At 70.4% G+C, this 15,819-nt stretch carries 13 protein-coding genes and 1 pseudogene; 6 read left to right on the top strand and 8 right to left on the bottom strand.

All coding sequences use genetic code 11. The features are described from left to right. Nucleotides 1-9: 9 nt before the first annotated feature. Nucleotides 10-1,017, top strand: a complete 1,008-nt coding sequence (locus tag P3L51_RS29490; RefSeq protein WP_354608386.1) for a 1-aminocyclopropane-1-carboxylate deaminase — start codon at nucleotides 10-12, stop codon at nucleotides 1,015-1,017. A 246-nt stretch (nucleotides 1,018-1,263) separates the two neighbouring features. Then, nucleotides 1,264-2,007, top strand: a complete 744-nt coding sequence (locus P3L51_RS29495; RefSeq protein WP_354608375.1) for a carbonic anhydrase — start codon at nucleotides 1,264-1,266, stop codon at nucleotides 2,005-2,007. 25 nt (nucleotides 2,008-2,032) lie between these two features. On the opposite strand, the gene P3L51_RS29500 is transcribed toward P3L51_RS29495, so the two are convergent. Continuing rightward, the gene (locus P3L51_RS29500; RefSeq protein ID WP_354608376.1) at nucleotides 2,033-2,386 is read right to left on the bottom strand and encodes a YkvA family protein; all 354 of its coding nucleotides are present in this window, start codon (nucleotides 2,384-2,386) and stop codon (nucleotides 2,033-2,035) included. Between the two features lie 539 nt (nucleotides 2,387-2,925). Here P3L51_RS29500 and P3L51_RS29505 point away from each other — a divergent pair. The 3 genes from P3L51_RS29505 to P3L51_RS29515 all read left to right on the top strand — a co-directional run bounded on the left by P3L51_RS29505 (nucleotide 2,926) and on the right by P3L51_RS29515 (nucleotide 5,389). Beyond that, on the top strand, nucleotides 2,926-3,702 hold the full coding sequence (locus P3L51_RS29505; protein WP_435594554.1) for a polysaccharide deacetylase family protein: 777 nt from the start codon (nucleotides 2,926-2,928) through the stop codon (nucleotides 3,700-3,702). 75 nt (nucleotides 3,703-3,777) lie between these two features. Then, on the top strand, nucleotides 3,778-4,227 hold the full coding sequence (locus P3L51_RS29510) for a DNA-binding protein (RefSeq protein WP_354608377.1): 450 nt from the start codon (nucleotides 3,778-3,780) through the stop codon (nucleotides 4,225-4,227). 151 nt (nucleotides 4,228-4,378) lie between these two features. Next, the gene (locus P3L51_RS29515) at nucleotides 4,379-5,389 is read left to right on the top strand and encodes a D-cysteine desulfhydrase family protein (RefSeq protein WP_354608378.1); all 1,011 of its coding nucleotides are present in this window, start codon (nucleotides 4,379-4,381) and stop codon (nucleotides 5,387-5,389) included. 18 nt (nucleotides 5,390-5,407) lie between these two features. Here the strand turns inward: P3L51_RS29515 and nhaA are convergent, their stop codons facing one another. The 5 genes and pseudogenes from nhaA to thrS form a co-directional block, all read right to left on the bottom strand. Next, nucleotides 5,408-7,300 (bottom strand): Na+/H+ antiporter NhaA, encoded by a 1,893-nt coding sequence (nhaA, locus tag P3L51_RS29520; protein ID WP_354608379.1) that lies wholly within the window; start codon nucleotides 7,298-7,300, stop codon nucleotides 5,408-5,410. 115 nt (nucleotides 7,301-7,415) lie between these two features. After that, nucleotides 7,416-8,291, bottom strand: a complete 876-nt coding sequence (locus P3L51_RS29525) for an alpha/beta fold hydrolase (RefSeq protein WP_354608380.1) — start codon at nucleotides 8,289-8,291, stop codon at nucleotides 7,416-7,418. A gap of 66 nt (nucleotides 8,292-8,357) precedes the next feature. Beyond that, a complete protein-coding gene (locus P3L51_RS29530) occupies nucleotides 8,358-9,047 on the bottom strand; it encodes a CGNR zinc finger domain-containing protein (protein WP_354608381.1) in 690 nt (229 codons plus the stop codon). Nucleotides 9,048-9,345: 298 nt separating this feature from the next. After that, complete coding sequence (locus P3L51_RS29535) at nucleotides 9,346-9,537, bottom strand: hypothetical protein (protein WP_354608382.1); 192 nt, start codon at nucleotides 9,535-9,537, stop codon at nucleotides 9,346-9,348. 19 nt (nucleotides 9,538-9,556) lie between these two features. Continuing rightward, nucleotides 9,557-10,831: pseudogene (thrS, locus tag P3L51_RS29540) on the bottom strand (threonine--tRNA ligase); the annotation flags it as partial. A 341-nt stretch (nucleotides 10,832-11,172) separates the two neighbouring features. On the opposite strand from thrS, the gene P3L51_RS29545 reads away from it, so the two are divergent. After that, nucleotides 11,173-14,445, top strand: a complete 3,273-nt coding sequence (locus tag P3L51_RS29545) for a LamG-like jellyroll fold domain-containing protein (protein ID WP_354608383.1) — start codon at nucleotides 11,173-11,175, stop codon at nucleotides 14,443-14,445. 79 nt (nucleotides 14,446-14,524) lie between these two features. Here P3L51_RS29545 and P3L51_RS29550 read toward each other — a convergent pair whose 3' ends face one another. After that, nucleotides 14,525-15,484 carry an aldo/keto reductase gene (locus P3L51_RS29550; RefSeq protein ID WP_354608384.1) on the bottom strand — a complete coding sequence of 320 codons (960 nt, stop codon included), beginning with the start codon at nucleotides 15,482-15,484 and terminating at the stop codon, nucleotides 14,525-14,527. Between the two features lie 86 nt (nucleotides 15,485-15,570). Beyond that, nucleotides 15,571-15,819: chitinase (locus P3L51_RS29555; RefSeq protein WP_354608385.1), on the bottom strand; the 249-nt coding region annotated here is incomplete at its 5' end.

Consider the following 15,819-nt stretch of genomic DNA (forward strand, 5'->3'; position numbering starts at 1 on the left):
GAGCAGCAGATGTCCCTCGACAGCTTCCCGCGTCATCCCCTCCTCTTCGGGCCCAGCCCCGTCCACCCGCTCGACCGCCTCACGGCCCACCTCGGCGGCGCCCGTATCTGGGCCAAGCGCGAGGACTGCAACAGCGGGCTCGCGTACGGCGGGAACAAGACCCGCAAGCTGGAGTACCTGGTCCCCGACGCCCTCGCGCGGGGCGCCGACACCCTTGTCACCATCGGTGGCATCCAGTCCAACCACACGCGGCAGGTCGCGGCCGTCGCCGCCCGGCTCGGACTGAAGGCCGTTCTGGTCCAGGAGAGTTGGGTCGACTGGCCCGACCCCGTCAACGACAAGGTCGGCAACATCCTGCTGTCCCGCATCATGGGCGCCGAAGTGCGCCTGGTCGACGCGGGGTTCGGCATCGGTACGAAGGACAGCTGGCACCGCGCCCTGGCCGACGTCGAGGACGGGGGCGGCACCCCGTACGCGATCCCGGCCGGCGCGTCCGACCACCCCCTCGGCGGGCTCGGCTTCGCCAACTGGGCCTACGAGGTGGAGCGTCAGGAGCGCGAACTGGGCGTCTTCTTCGACACGATCGTCGTGTGCAGCGTCACGGGCAGCACGCAGGCGGGCATGATCGCCGGTTTCGCCGGCCAGGACCGCCCGCGCCGGGTCCTCGGCATCGACGCCTCGGCCAAGATCGGCGAGACCCGCGCCCAGATCGCGAAGATCGCCCGCGCCACCGCCGAACTCATCGGCCTGGGCAGGGATGTGAGGGACGACGAGATAACCGTCCTGGACGGCTGGGCCGGGGACGTCTACGGCGTACCGGTGGAGTCCACGCTGGATGCCATCCGGCTCACCGGCGGCCTGGAGGGCATGATCATCGACCCGGTGTACGAGGGGAAGTCGATGGCCGGGCTGATCGATCTCGTACGCGACGGAGACATCCCGGCGACCTCGAACGTGCTGTACGCGCACCTCGGCGGCCAGCCCGCCCTCAACGCGTACAGCGGTGTCTTCCACTGAGCGGCGGGTAGCTGAACGGGGCCTGCACGTGACGTGAACTCCAGCCGCCCCAGGCGCAGTTCGGCCTCGCGAACCACCTCACGCACTCATGTGTGGCGAGCGTTTCATTGATCACTGGACGTCGCGGATCGATCGTTGATGCTCACGCTCAGGTCATCTATAGCCAAGGGATATTCAAGAGGCAGCCAAGATTTGCCTTGTATGAAAGTCCTTTAATGTTACGGGCGTTAATGTCCGGGCGTGAAAATGACCACACATGCTCAGATGCCGGTGGCGACCAGCCGCCGCGCGCTGCTCCGCGCCTCTGTCGCCACCGCGGCGGTCGCCACCGCGGCCGGAAGCGGACTCGTCGCCGGTGCGCCGGCGGGTGCCGCCACCCGGACTCCCACTTCGCGCTCCAAGAGGCCCACCACCCCCGCCGCCGCACTGGCGGAACTCTCCACGGGCAACCGCCGGTGGCGCACCTTCAAGCAGCACCACCCGAACGAGTCGCACACCGTGCGCCAGGCGCTGGTGTCCGGCCAGGACCCCTTCGCCCTGATACTCGGCTGCATCGACTCGCGCGTACCGCCCGAGCTGGTCTTCGACCAGGGGCTCGGCGACCTCATGACCGTCCGTTCCGCCGGTGAGGTCCTGGACGAGGCTGTCCGCGGCAGCATCGCGTACGGCGTCCTGGAGCTCGGCATCCCGCTGGTCCTGGTCCTCGGGCACCAGTCGTGCGGAGCCGTCGCCGCCGCCGTGCACGCGGAGGAGACGGGCGAGCACCTGCCCGCCCACATCCAGTATCTGGCCGACCAGATCAAGCCCGCGATCGACCACTCCCAGGAGGGCGACGCGCGCGTGGACTCCACGGTCAACGCCCAGGTGGAGCTCGTCCGTTCGAACTTGGCGGCGGACGCCGACCTCGCCGCCAAGGTAGCCGCGGGTGAGCTGCAGATAGTTGGCGCGCGCTACGAACTGAACACCCAGCTGGTGCACCGGCTCAGCTGATCAACCGGAGCCCGGCAGGGCTTCTTCACGGGGAACCGAGGGATCGCGGACGAGTGCTTCTCGTCCGCGATCCTTTGCGTTCACGGCCCTGGACGTGGGCCACCGCCCCGGCCGACGCCGCGTGCAGGGAGCGCAGGGCGAGCAGCAGGACGCCGATGTCGTCGAGATAGACGGGGTCGGGCAGCAGGTCGACGGGGCTCACCACATAGATGAGGGCTCCCCAGTACGCGGCGCGATTGGTCAGCGGCACCCCGGCCTCGCGCAGCAGCCGACGGGTCCGGAAGACCTTGACGAACAGAACGATCGTCGCGACGAGCATCGAGACGACCGCGACCACCACCGCGGCGACGACGAGGGTGAACGTGAGGTTGGTGTCCATCGTTTCCGCGGCCTCCTGCTGAGAGGGCCCGGGGGCCGGCCTTTCGGCTCAGGGCCTGGACCTCGGCTGTCCCCGACCGTGTTCCCTCAACGGGGCACTCCAACGTGCGAATGGAGCGGGTTCACTGTGTTGCCGTGTCTTCATGGGCGACTTCCGGACCTCTATACACTCCGCGTATACAGCATGTGTATAGTCATTCGCATGCCACGGGATCCCGTCCGGCCTGGCTTGTTCTTTCCTGCCCGGCCCCATCCGACCGTTTCCGCGTCCGTTCGCGGTGACGGGATCCGGATGTAAGCACTCGCCCTTCTGAGGGCCTCCTCCTCCACGCGGCAACCCCGCGCCCCACTCCCGCGCGACCCCGCTCGCACGCACCGTCGCGAGGCCCCGGGGCGGACCCGTCGCGCCCGTTCTGTCGCGCCGGTTCTGTCCGCACGGCCGTACACCCGCGCACGCCGAGCGCCGCGAGAAACACAGACACGGACACAGCGCACAGAGAGAGCTCCGTCATGCCCGAAAGTGTCACGCCCAGCTCCGTCATGCCCGAAAACAGGCCATTCGCGCCCATGCGCCGTACGGCCGCCGCCGCACTCGCCGTCGCCCTGACCCTCGCCCTGACCCTCACCGGCTGTGGGACGCAGACCCTCTCGCCCGCCTCGGTCAGAGGTGACGCGGGAGGTGACGGCGAGGGGCGGTACGGCTCAGTCGACTGCGCCGAGGCCAAGTGTGTCGCCCTCACCTTCGACGCCGGCCCAGGCAAGGACACACCCCGGCTGCTGGACATCCTCAAGGAGAAGAAGGTGCCGGCCACCTTCTTCCTGCTGGGCAGGAATCACGTACTGGCCCATCCCGAGACCGTGCGCCGCATCGCCGACGAGGGGCACGAGGTCGCCAACCACACCTGGAGCCACGGCATTCTCACCGATCTCGACCGGGACGCGATACGCGAGGAACTCGCCCGCACGCAGGACGCCATCGCCGAGATCACCGGACGCAAGCCCACGCTGATGCGTCCGCCCCAGGGCCGTACCAACGACGACGTCGGCGACATCTCCCGCGAACTCGGCCTGTCGCAAGTCCTGTGGAGCGCCACGGCCAAGGACTACTCCACGACCGACTCCGCCCTCATCGAGCGCCGCATCCTCGACGACGCGTCCGCCGACGGGATCATCCTGCTCCACGACATCTACGACGGGACGGTCCCGGCCGTGCCCGGGATCATCGAGAAGTTGAAGAAGCGCGGCTTCACGTTCGTCACCGTTCCCCAGCTGTTCGCGCCGGCGGTCCCGAAGCCGGGCGAGGTGTACCGCCCCTGAGTGATGGACCGTGTTGAACGGAACGTTCAACACGGTCGGTTGACACCGTGACGCGCGCCGAAGCATGCTTGCCGTATGTCATCGACTCCTGACCAGCACACCTTTGACCCCTTCACCGCTCCCCACCCGGACCAGGCCCGTGCGCACCGAGTGCACGCGTCCCTGTTCCGTATCGCCGAGCGGCACGCGGCGACCGACGCTCAGCGCCGCAGACAGGCGCACCCGTCCGTCATCGCGCCGCACGAAGCGGTCCGGCTCGTGTCGTTCCTGCTCAGCGGGGCGGCGAAGCCGGAAGCGGGTGAGCCGGAGGTGGACCGGGCCGACATCACCGCAGCACTGAGCCTCGTGCCGCGCGCCCGTGGGGACATGGACGAGCTGGAAGCGGGACTTCTCCAGATGGCGCGAGGCAGGGGGATGACCTGGCAGGAGGTCGCCTTCGGCCTCGGTCTCGGCACCCCGCAGGCCGCCCGCCAGCGCTACGAACGACTGGTCGGGCGCACGTCCACCGAGGAGGAGACCGACTAGACCCACCGGACGGCGGACGGCGGACGGCGGACTGCGGATTGCGGATTGCGGTCGGCGGAGGCCGGCGGCGGACCTCGGGGACGTCCGGCGCGGCGCGCGGGCCGGGACCACGCGGGCGGCGAATAGCCGGGCGGCCAGGCAGAGTAGAGCCATGGTGACCACGTCCACGGGCGGCGTTCAGCCGCCCCGCGCCACGCTCGGCAGCTGGCCGACCCCGCTCGAACCGATGCCACGCCTGGCCCGCGCACTCGGCCTCGGCGCCGACGACCTGTGGGTCAAACGCGACGACCTGATCGGCCTCGGCGGCGGTGGCAACAAGGTACGCAAACTGGAATGGACCTGCGGGGCGGCACTGGCCGACGGCGCCACGGTCCTCGTGACGACCGGCGCTCCGCAGAGCAACCACGCCCGCCTCACCGCGGCGGCCGGCGCCCGGCTGGGGCTCGACGTCGTTCTCGTACTGGCCGGCGAGCCCGGATCGTCCGAGTCCGGCAATCTCACGCTCGACGCCCTGTTCGGCGCGCGGGTGGTGTGGGCCGGCGAAGGCGGCAGGGACGAGATCGCCGCCACCGCCCGGCATGTGGCGGGCACACTGCGGGACCGGGGCGGCGTCCCCGCGCTGATCCCCTTCGGCGGCTCCAGCGTGCTCGGCGCCCGCGGCTACGTCGAGTGCGGACAGGAACTCCTCACCCAGGCACCCGACCTGGCCTCCGTGGTGGTCGCGCTCGGCTCCGGCGGCACCATGGCCGGACTGGTCGACGCGCTGGGGCCCGAGCGGGTACTGGGCGTCCACTGCGGAGCCGTGGAGGAGCCCGCCCGCGTCGTGTCGGACCTGGTCTCCGGGCTCTCCGGTACGCACTGTCCGCCGGAGTCGCTGCGCATCCGCACCGACCAGGTCGGAGCGGGCTATCCCGCGCTCACCGAACCGGTCATGTCCGCCCTCACGCTGGCCGCCCGCACCGAGGGCATGGTGCTCGACCCCACCTACACCGGCCGCGCGATGGCCGGGCTGACCGCCGCTGTCCAGGCAGGTGAGATCACACCGGGCCGCCGCACGGTCTTCCTGCACTCGGGCGGCCTGCCCGGCCTCTTCGGCCACCGGCCGACCCTCGCCCGCGCGGCGGCCGAACTGGCCTTCGACGGCGACCCGTTGAGCACCTGAGAGAACGGCTATCCGGTGTCACTCCGGCTCGGTGAGCGCCGCCCGCTGCCGGGCGGTGCGCACCGCCGCCGAGAGGTGGCCGATGTCGTACGCCCCGTGGTGGCGACGCCCGTTGATGAAGAACGTCGGCGTCCCGGACACCCCGCTGACGTCGGCGGAGTCCACGTCGTCGGCGATCCGCCCCGCGCCCTTGTGGCGCCGCAGGTGCCGCTCGAAGCGCTCGGTGTCCAGATCGAGGTCGGCGGCGAGGCGCAGCGCGTCGGCGAACCGGAGCGTGCCCTCGCGCGCGAGCAGGAGATCGTGCATGTCCCAGAACGCGCCCTGGTCGTGCGCGGCCTCCGACGCCTCGGCGCCGAGCATCGCGCCCGGGTGCACATCGGTCAGCGGCATGTGCCGCCACACGTAGCGGACGTCTCCGAAGTCGGCCAGCAGCTCCCTGATGACCGGCTCGGCCTTCCCGCAGTACGGGCAGTCGAAGTCGCCGTACTCCACGACCGTGACCGGGGCCGCCAACGGGCCCCGGATCTTGTCGAGTTCGGGATCGACGGTGACCGCGAGGTCGACGATCGACTCGGCGGTGCCGAGCAGGGCGCGGTTACGGCGCCGCTTCGGCAGCAGCCCGATCACGGCGCTGACGGCCCAGGTCGCCGCGAACGCGCAGATCAGCGCGGTGAGCGTGCCGATCTTCGCGTTCTCCAGCTGTTCACCGTCGAAGGCCAGGGTGGCGATCAGCAGCGACACCGTGAACCCGGCACCCGCGCTCGTCCCGCCGGCGGCGACGGCGCCCCAGCCGACGGGCGGGCGCAGCCGGCCGTGGCTGAAGCGCGCGGTCAGCCACGAGGCGCTGAGGACCGCGATCGGTTTGCCGACGACGAAGGCGCACACGATGCCCAGCGTGACGGGGGAGGTGAAGGCCTGTGACAACTCCTCGGCGGTGATCGGGATACCCGCGTTGGCCAGCGCGAACACCGGCACGATCACATAGCTGGACCACGGGTGGTACATCCGCAGCAGCCGGTCGTTCGGCGAGATCGCCGACGCCAGCCCGATCCGCGCGGAGCGTTCCAGCTCCGGCGTCGGCTGTTCCCTGAACCGGCGGAAGAGGCCGCTGGCACGTTCCAGATCCCCGCGGGCGGCGGGATACGCGGAGGTGAGCAGCCCCATGACCAGCCCGATGACGACGGGATCGACACCGGACTCCCAGAGCGCGACCCACGCGGCGATCCCCAGCAGCGCGTACCAGCCGCCACGGCGTACGCCCTGGTAGCGCAGCAGCACGATCACGCCGAGGATGCCGAGTGCCACGAGCAGCGCGATCGGCGCGACGCGCTCGCTGTAGGCGAAGGTGATGACCCCGAGAGCCACGAAGTCGTCGACGACGGTCACGGCCAGGACGAACGTACGCAGCCCCGTGGGCAGACGTCTGCCGAGCAGGGCCAGCATGCCCAGGGCGAAGGCGGTGTCCGTGGACATCGCGGCGCCCCAGCCGTGGACGGTGCTGTGCCCGGAGTTGACGAGGAGATAGATCGCGACGGGCACGAGCATGCCGCTGACCCCGACGAACACGGGCAGCGCGATACGGCGCCCGTCGCGCAGCTCGCCCATGTCCCGCTCGCGGCGCGCCTCAAGACCGACGACGAAGAAGAACACCGACATCAGGCCGCTGTTGACCCACTCGCGTACTTCGAGAGACAGACTCCGCGACCCGAACGACAGCCCCACATGCGTCCGCCAGAAGCGGTCGTACGACGCGAGGTCGCCGTTCGCCCAGGCGAGCGCGGCGATCACGCCGATGAGCAGTACGGCCGCGCTGCCGGTCTCGGTACGCAGGAACGCACGCCACGGCGTCCGCGTCGGCCCGGCGCACTCGGTCCGCCCGGAGTATCCGGCGGCTGATGAGGAATCCGTCATTTCTGGATTCTCCACTCGCCGGGCGGGCGGCACGGGCAGCGGGCAGTGTGTCGGCCGCGGCTCTTGCCGGGGCGGCTCCGCCCACCGGGGTCCGGCCGTGGCGGCGCCCGGTACGTCAGCCGGCCGGCAGATCCGCCTTCGCGAGGAACGCCCGGATCAGCTCGGCGACCTCGTCCAGCGCGCTTTCGAGCAGGAAGTGGCCTCCGTCGACGAGGCGCACCTGCGCGTCGGGCACATCGGCGGCGAACGCCTCCGCGCCCGCCGGGCCGAAGATCTCGTCGTTCCTGCCCCAGACGGCCAGCAGCGGAGGCCGGCGGTCGCGCAGATAGGCGTGCAGGGACGGGTAGAGCGGCAGGTTGCCGGCGTAGTCGAGCAGCAGTTTGAGCTGGACCCGGTCGTTGCCGGGGCGCGAGACGAGGGCGTGGTCGTGCAGCCAGGTGTCGGGGCTGACCAGGCTCGGGTCCGGCACGCCGTGCAGATACTGCCACTTGATCGCGTCCAGGCTGAGGGCCTCGCGGATGGCGCCCACCGTCTCGGGGGTCTGTTCCCGCCAGTAGGCGCGGGCGGTCTCCCAGAAGCTCTCGACGAGGCCCGCCTCGTACCCGTTCCCGTTCTGCGTGATGATCGCCGTGATCGCGTCCGGGTCCTTGAGCGCCAGGCGCCAGCCGACGGGGGCGCCGTAGTCCTGGACGTACATGGCGTACCGGGTCACCCCGAGCCCGGCGAGCAGCTGCGCGGTCAGGTCGGCGAGGGCGTCGAAGGTGTAGTCGAACTCCCCGACCGACGGCGCGTCGGACAGACCGAAGCCGAGGTGGTCGGGGGCGATGACGTGATAGCGGTCAGCCAGTTCCGGGATGAGATGGCGGAACATGAACGAGCTGGTGGGGAAGCCGTGCAGCAGGACGACCACGGGAGCGTCGGCCGGGCCGGCCTCCCGGTAGAACAGCTCTCTGCCCTGGACGGTCGCGTAGCGGTGGTGGACATTGACCATGACGGACTCCTTGTTCTCAGGCCCCGAGTGTCGGTGTCGGTTCGTACCTGTGCGTGAGGTGAACGCTCACGCCTTCGCCGCGTCGCCGGCGTCACGACGGCGCCGGTAGTGGCGGGCCACCCGGGCGCGGTTTCCGCAGTCGGCGGAGCACCACTCCCGGCGTGGGTGGGAGCGCACGAAATACAGCACGCAGCGCGGACCGTGGCAGGCCCGCAACTCGGCCCGGCCCGGCCCGGTGAACAGCCGTACCCCTTCCTCCGCGACGCGCGACAGGATCCGCGCGGACGGGGTGCCGTTCGTGACCTCCGTACGCGTCGGCCCGTCGGCTTCGGTCCACTCCGGCGCGGACGCCCCGGTCCACGTCAGCGCGGACCAGGAGGGCGCGTACGCGCAAGCCTCGTTGACGGCGGAGACCGCCGCCGTGAGGGGATCGGAGCCGGTGTCCTGCGCGAGCCGTGTGTCGCCGGTCGTGACGGCGGCGAGGTGGCGCAGCGCGTCGCGCAGCCGCCGGAAGCGCCGGAGTTCGTCCGCCGACGGGTCCGGCAGCCGCGCGAGGGAGGGCCCGTCGGCCGGTGCGAGACGCGGCTGGACGCCACGCAGCCAGGCCGCGAGACCTTCGGGATGTGTCAGCTCGTCGTGTACGCCGTCCCGGTCGGCCCAGATCGTGTTCATGAGCTCGACCGGCAGAGGCTCACCCAGCAGCGGAGCCGCTGTCCGGGGGCGGGGCTCGGGTGTACCGACGCGCATGCTCTCCATACGGACGACTGTAATGCGGAACCTAATGGTTGTCGACTGGAGTAAGCATGTGAATCCGGGTGTGGTGTCAGCGCCGACGCAGAAGCATGACGACGACGATGACGACCAGGATGACGACGACTGTTCCGAGACCTATGTACATCCGAGACTCCTCATTCTTGATACCGCCGAGTGCGATTCGGGCCGGAGGGCCGGCCGTGTGCCGGCCTTCCGTCCCTTCGCACCGGGTACCCCGACAATCGCCTCTCAGCGGTCGGCGGGGTGAGACCGGCGAGACACGCCCGAGGGGCCCGACCGGTCACGAGTGGCCGCGCCGCACCTGGGTCCACTCCGCGAACCACCAGACGAAAGCGACCAGCGCCGCCCACGGCAGTGCGTGCACGGCGGCCGTGAGCCAGGGCAGCTCCCCGCGGAACCGCTCCACCGCGGCCGTCGCGGCCCAACTCGCCAGCAGGACCAGCAGGATTCGGATGCGTCGGTGCTTCAACATGAGAACCGGCTACCCAAGATCACGAGCCGGACGCACGGTGACCGTCCCCGTCGCGCTGTCCGCCCTCCGGTTCCCCCTCCCAGAGATCGGTGCCGAACGAGCCGACCAGCGCGCCGACACGGGCGAGCAACTCGGCCACCGGCAGGGCGTCCACGCGCCGCCCGTCCCGCAGCCGCAGCGCCACCGAATCCCCGGCGGCCTCCCGCGCGCCGATCACCGCCTGATACGGCACCAGCCTGGCCGCCCTGACACGCGCGCCCAGAGTCCCGTGCTCCGGCCCCGAGACCTCCGCCCGCAGCCCCCGCTCCGCACACCGCTCCACGAGCCGGGCGGCCTGCGGCAGTTGGGTGTCGGAGACCGGCAGTACCACGACCTGGGTCGGCGCGAGCCAGGCGGGAAAGGCGCCGCCGTGCCGCTCCACGAGATGCGCGACAGCCCGCTCCACGCTGCCGATGACACTGCGGTGGATCATCACCGGCCGGTGCCCGGCCCCGTCGGCGCCGATGTACCGCAGATCGAACCGTTCGGGCTGGTGGAAGTCGATCTGGACGGTGGACAGGGTCGACTCGCGGCCGGCCTCGTCGGCGATCTGCACGTCGATCTTCGGGCCGTAGAACGCCGCCTCGCCCTCCACCGCCTCGTACACGACGCCCGAACTGTCGAGAACCTCGGTCAGCAGCGCCGCGGACCGCTCCCACAGGGCCGGATCGGCGACGTACTTCCCGCCGGGCCCCGGCAGCGAGAGCCGGAACCGCGCCGGGCGGATGCCGAGCGCGTCGTACGCCCGCCGGATCAGCTCCAGCGCGGCCCGCGCCTCCCCGGCCACCTGGTCGACGGTGCAGAAGATGTGCGCGTCGTTGAGCTGAATCGACCGTACGCGGGTGAGGCCGCCCAGCACCCCGGACAGCTCGGAGCGGTACATGCCGCCCAACTCGGCCATCCGAAGCGGCAGTTCGCGGTAGCTGTGGGCACGGGACCGGTAGATCAGCGCATGGTGCGGGCACAGGCTCGGCCGCAGGACGAATTGCTCCCCGCCCAGCTCCATCGGCGGGAACATGTCGTCGCTGTAGTGCGACCAGTGCCCGGAGAGCTCGTACAGCTCCCGCTTGCCCAGCACCGGCGAGTACACGTGCCGGTAGCCCGCCCGCCGCTCCACGCCGCGGATGTACTCCTCCAGGGTGTGCCGTACGGTCGCGCCGTCGGGCAGCCAGTACGGCAGACCCGCGCCGATCAGCGGGTCGGTGTCGAACAGGCCCAGCTCGCGGCCGAGTCTGCGGTGGTCGGGCATGGTGGTCTCCTCGCTGGTGCGGAACGAGTGACCACGTGACGAAGCCCCGGGGCACTCGCCCCGGGGCTTCGAACTGGATCAGCAGTCAGCGCGCCGGGACACTCTCCGGCGTCGTCGTCATGGCGGCACGCTTCATGGGCCCGACCGTAGAACCGGACCCGCGCCACGGCAACACCATTTCTCACGAGCATCATTTATCACCCCCGTCGCGCGAACACCTTGTGTCGTAACTCTGGACACCCGCCGAGAGGTCGTGCTGTCATTCCGCTGCGGACACTTTCCAACGTTGTAATGCCCGGGACGAAACCCCTTCCGCCCCCGTCCGCGCGAGGACATCGAGGACTTCCATGAGACGAAAGCCCGCCGCCCGCCCACCGCTGCGCTCCCGCCCCCTGTTCCGCTCGCTGCTGCTCGCCGTCGCCCTGTTGCTGCCGACGACCGGCTTCACCCCGGCCGCGACGGCCGCCGACACCGCGCCCGCCGCCGCACCCGCCGGCGAGGTGCACGGCCTCAAGGGCGAGTACTTCAGCATGTCCGCGCCCGGCGCGCGCGACTTCGCCGACCTCGGGGGAGTGGCCCTCGACCCGCAGATCGAATTCCCGGGCCTGGCCTCGACGTTCGAGTCCCTGACCGGCCGTACGGAACACACCACCGCCCGCTGGACCGGCCGCGTCGAGGCCCCCGCGAGCGGCGACTACACCTTCTACGCGACCGGCGACAACGGCTTCCGCGTCTGGATCGGCGACAAGGCGGTGATCGACCACTGGGAGCCGGACTGGGACAAGGAGCAGACCAGTAAGCCGGTCACGCTCAAGGCGGGCGAGCCGCAGGACATCCGCGTCGAGATGTTCCAGGACATCGGCGGCGCGAACATGTTCCTGCGCTGGTCGGGTGCCGGGACCCAGAAGCAGATCGTCCCCGAGTCCGCGTTCACCCCGCCCGCCGGCTTCGAGATCTACCCGGTCTCGCTGACGGTCGGCAAGGACGGCCGCCGGGTCCGCGCGACCTTCGAGGACAAGGTCGGCGGCACGATCGCGGCGCTCAAGGACCATCTGAAGGTCGCGGTCGACACGAGCCCGATGCCGGTCTCCTCCGTCGCCCGCACCCCCGGTGACCCGTACTCCCTGACCGTCACGCTCCAGGCGCCGGTCCAGAAGGGCCAGCGGGTCAGCTTCCGTTACGACGGCGAGGGCGGCCTCCAGGTCGGCGGCGAGCGAGTGCCGGAGATCATGCGCGCGGCGGACAACGAGTCCACGCACCGGCTCACCACCGAGTGGGGCGACAAGCTCGACCCGGACAACCCGCTGCCCGAGTACCCGCGTCCGCAGCAGGTGCGCGACAACTGGAAGAACCTCAACGGGCCCTGGCAGTTCGCGGGCGCCGAGAAGGACGAGAAGCCCGTCTTCGGCAAGGACCTCGACGAGAAGATCATCGTCCCGTTCCCGGTCGAGTCGCAGCTCTCCGGCCTCGAACGCCACGAGGACCACATGTTCTACCGCAAGCTCGTGACCGTGCCGGGGAACTGGCAGGTCGGCGGCGGCAAGCGGCTGAAGCTCAACTTCGACGCCGTCGACTACGCGACCCGCGTCTGGGTCAACGGCGAGCAGGTCACCGAACACACCGGCGGCTACACGGCGTTCAGCGCCGACATCACCGACGCCCTCAGGAACGGCGGCAAGGGCCCGCAGGAGATCGTCGTCGCCGTCACCGACACCAACGGTCCCAACCAGCCGATGGGCAAGCAGTCCACCGACCCCGGCGGCATCGTCTACACCCAGTCGTCGGGCATCTGGCAGACGGTCTGGATGGAGCCGGTCGCGAAGGCGGCCGTCGACGAACTCGTCACCACGCCCGACATCGACTCGCGCAGCCTCGCCGTCACCGTCAACTCCGCCAAGGCCTCACCGGACGCCAAGGTCAGGGCGGTCGCACGCGACGCCCGGGGCAGGATCGTCTCGACGGTCAGCGGCCGTCCCGGCACCGAACTGCGCCTCCCGATCAAGGACCAGCGGCTCTGGACCCCGGACGACCCGTACCTCTACGACCTCGACGTCACCCTCACCGACGGCCGGTCCACCGACAGCGTCGACAGCTACTTCGGCATGCGCTCCGTCGGTATCGAGAAGGTCGGTGGCTACCAGAAGCTCGTACTCAATGGGAAGCCGATCTTCTCCCTCGCCATGCTGGACCAAGGGTTCTGGCCCGACGGCCTCTACACGCAGCCCAGCGACGAGGCGCTCGCCTTCGACCTCGAAGAGCAGAAGAGGCTCGGCTTCAACGCCGTACGCAAGCACATCAAGGTCGAGTCGGCCCGCTTCTACCACCACGCCGACAAGCTCGGTCTGCTCGTCTGGCAGGACTTCGTCTCCAGCGACATCACCAGCGAGGCGGGACAGCGGACCTTCGTCGCCGAGGGCAAGCAGATGATGCGGCAACTGCACAACTCGCCGTCGGTCATCGGCTGGATCGTCTTCAACGAGGGCTGGGGCGAGTGGAACCGGGAGGAGACCGGCCGGATCGCCGAATCGGTGAAGCAGACCGACCCCTCCCGTATCGTCAACGCGCACTCCGGCGTCAACTGCTGCTCCTCCAAGGGGGATTCGGGCAAGGGCGAGATCATCGACCACCACGACTACGTCAACAACGACGCCCCCTTCCCCGACCACCGCGCCGCGATGGACGGTGAGCACGGCGGCTTCACACTCCGTACCCCGGGGCACATGTGGCCCGGCCCGCCCGCCGCGATCTACAGCGGGGTGGCCGACAAGGACGCGCTCACCGCGAAGTACGTCCAGAACACCACCGACTTCTACCTCGAAGCGGCCGGCGCCGAGCTGTCGGGCTCCGTCTACACCCAGGTCAGCGATCTGGAGAACGAACTCAACGGCTTCTACACCTACGACCGCCGGCAGATCAAGGTCGACCCGGCGCGTGTGCGCGCCATCAACCTCAAGGTCATCGAGGCCGGCGCCGAAGCGGGCGAACGGGACGAGTTGAGCGGCGGCGGACACTGGCCGCTGGACGAGGGGAAGGGCACCACGGCCAAGGACAAGGGCCCGAACGGCAAGGCCCTCAGCCTCGTCGGCGGCTCCACCTGGACGCCGGGCGTCAGCGGCTCGGCGCTCGCCTTCGACGGCGACGGCCAGTACGCGCAGACCGAGGGCCCCGTCGTCGACACCACCAAGAGCTACTCGGTGTCGGCCTGGGTCACCCTCGACGCGCTCCCCGGCAACTACGCGACGGCCGTCAGCCAGGACGGCCGGCGTACGGAGAATCCGTTCTATCTCCAGTACGGCCAGGGCGCGTTCGCCTTCAGCACTCCGGGCGGCAACCGCGCACGGCTGGTGACCGAGCCGGAGACGGACCGCTGGTACCACCTCGTCGGGGTCCGTGACTCGGCGTCGGACGACATCACGCTGTACGTCGACGGCGCACCGGTCGCGACCGCCGCCGCCGGTCCGGTCGACGTGAGCACCGGACCGCTCTCGCTCGGCCGCGCCAAGTACGACGGCGCCAAGGGCGACTTCTGGAACGGATCGATCGACCAGGTGCACGTCTACGACAAGGCTCTGACGGACAGTCAGGTCAAGAGCCTGCACGAGGAGGAACAGCCGCGGTAACGCGGACGGACCAAGACGTGGTCCCCGGTGAGCCGATCGGCTCACCGGGGACCACGTCTTCGTGTGCGGGCGGCCCCGGTCAGGGCAGGGGCGCGCCGCGCGCCGTCAGCCACAGGTCGTACCACTCCTCGTGGGTGAGTTCCGGCTCGCGTACGGCCGCGTCGGCGCAGGCACGGATACGCTCCGGCCGCGCGCTGCCGACGACCGGCGCGATCCGGGCCGGATGCCGCTGGAGCCACCACAGCAGGATGGTCTCGGGCGTGGTGTTCTTCGCCTCGGCCAGCGACGCGACGAGCCGCGCCGTGGCCACCTCGTCCGGGGTCTCCTCGCGGCCCGTGTACCGGCCCTGCGCGAGGGCTCCCCACGCCTGGAGGGCGATCCCGGTCGCCCGGCAGTACTCGGTCGTCCCGTGCGGATAGCCGACGCCGGCCGCCTCCGGGGTGTTCACCAGCACCCCGGCCTCGACCCAGTCCCGCCGCTTCAGGCTCATCTCCAACTGGTTGGCGACCAGGGGGAGTCCGAGCGCCGACCGGAGCTGAGTGATCTGCCAACCGCTCATGTTGGACACGCCGAACCGCCGGACAAGACCCTGGTCGTGCAGTGAGGTGAGCGCGCTCGCGATGTCGTCCGGGTCGGCGAGCGGGTCGGGCCGGTGCAGGAGCAGGACGTCGATGACATCCGTACGCAGCCTGGTCAGGCTCTCCTCCACGCGCCGGACGATGCTCGCGGCACGCAGGTCGTAGATGCCGGGCCGGTCGCCGTCGGCGAGACGGATGCCGCACTTGGTCTGCAGGACGATACGTTCCCGCAGGCCGGGGGTGCGGGCGAGAACCTCGCCGAAGACGGCCTCGGCCTTGCCGTGCCGGTAGATGTCGGCGTGGTCGAACGTGGTGATGCCGCTGTCCAGCGCCGCTCGGACCGCCGCCTCGGCCGTGTCGATGTCCGCCGGGCCGTAGGGGGTGGTGTCCCAGCCGCCGCCGAGCCCCATGCATCCGTACAGCAGCCGGTCGCCGTTCTTCGTCTCCGCTTCGTCTCTCACGCGATCACCCTACGGCGGCGCGGACGGCGGGTGGCCCCGGGGAAGGCTCCCCGGGGCCACCTGGTGCGATGTCCGGCCGACGCGGGTCAGCAGTACAGGTTGCCGCCCGGCGCGACACCCAGGATCTGGGTGAAGCGCTGGTAGTTGTTGATCCTGCTCTGGACCGTCGCGGGGTTGCGTCCGTCGCACTCCAGCGAGCCGTTGATGGAGCGGATCGTCTGGCCGAAGCCGGCCTGGTTGACCATCGCGTTGTGCGGGGTCATGGTGCCGGGACCGTTCTGGGTGTTCCAGTACCAGAGGCCGGTCTTCCAGGCGACGGCCGCGTCGTTCTGGAC

Source organism: Streptomyces panacea, assembly GCF_040560175.1.
Classification (GTDB): Bacteria; Actinomycetota; Actinomycetes; order Streptomycetales; family Streptomycetaceae; genus Streptomyces; species Streptomyces panacea.

Bases quoted from the DNA above. Each gene is read 5' to 3' on its own strand.
- P3L51_RS29535 (WP_354608382.1), bottom strand. From the start codon at position 9,537: ATGTTGAAGCACCGACGCATCCGAATCCTGCTGGTCCTGCTGGCGAGT.
- P3L51_RS29490 (WP_354608386.1), top strand. From the start codon at position 10: ATGTCCCTCGACAGCTTCCCGCGTCATCCCCTCCTCTTCGGGCCCAGC.
- P3L51_RS29510 (WP_354608377.1), top strand. From the start codon at position 3,778: ATGTCATCGACTCCTGACCAGCACACCTTTGACCCCTTCACCGCTCCC.
- P3L51_RS29500 (WP_354608376.1), bottom strand. From the start codon at position 2,386: ATGGACACCAACCTCACGTTCACCCTCGTCGTCGCCGCGGTGGTGGTC.
- P3L51_RS29545 (WP_354608383.1), top strand. From the start codon at position 11,173: ATGAGACGAAAGCCCGCCGCCCGCCCACCGCTGCGCTCCCGCCCCCTG.
- nhaA (WP_354608379.1), bottom strand. From the start codon at position 7,300: ATGACGGATTCCTCATCAGCCGCCGGATACTCCGGGCGGACCGAGTGC.
- P3L51_RS29525 (WP_354608380.1), bottom strand. From the start codon at position 8,291: ATGGTCAATGTCCACCACCGCTACGCGACCGTCCAGGGCAGAGAGCTG.
- P3L51_RS29515 (WP_354608378.1), top strand. From the start codon at position 4,379: ATGGTGACCACGTCCACGGGCGGCGTTCAGCCGCCCCGCGCCACGCTC.
- P3L51_RS29530 (WP_354608381.1), bottom strand. From the start codon at position 9,047: ATGGAGAGCATGCGCGTCGGTACACCCGAGCCCCGCCCCCGGACAGCG.
- P3L51_RS29495 (WP_354608375.1), top strand. From the start codon at position 1,264: ATGACCACACATGCTCAGATGCCGGTGGCGACCAGCCGCCGCGCGCTG.
- P3L51_RS29505 (WP_435594554.1), top strand. From the start codon at position 2,926: ATGCCCGAAAACAGGCCATTCGCGCCCATGCGCCGTACGGCCGCCGCC.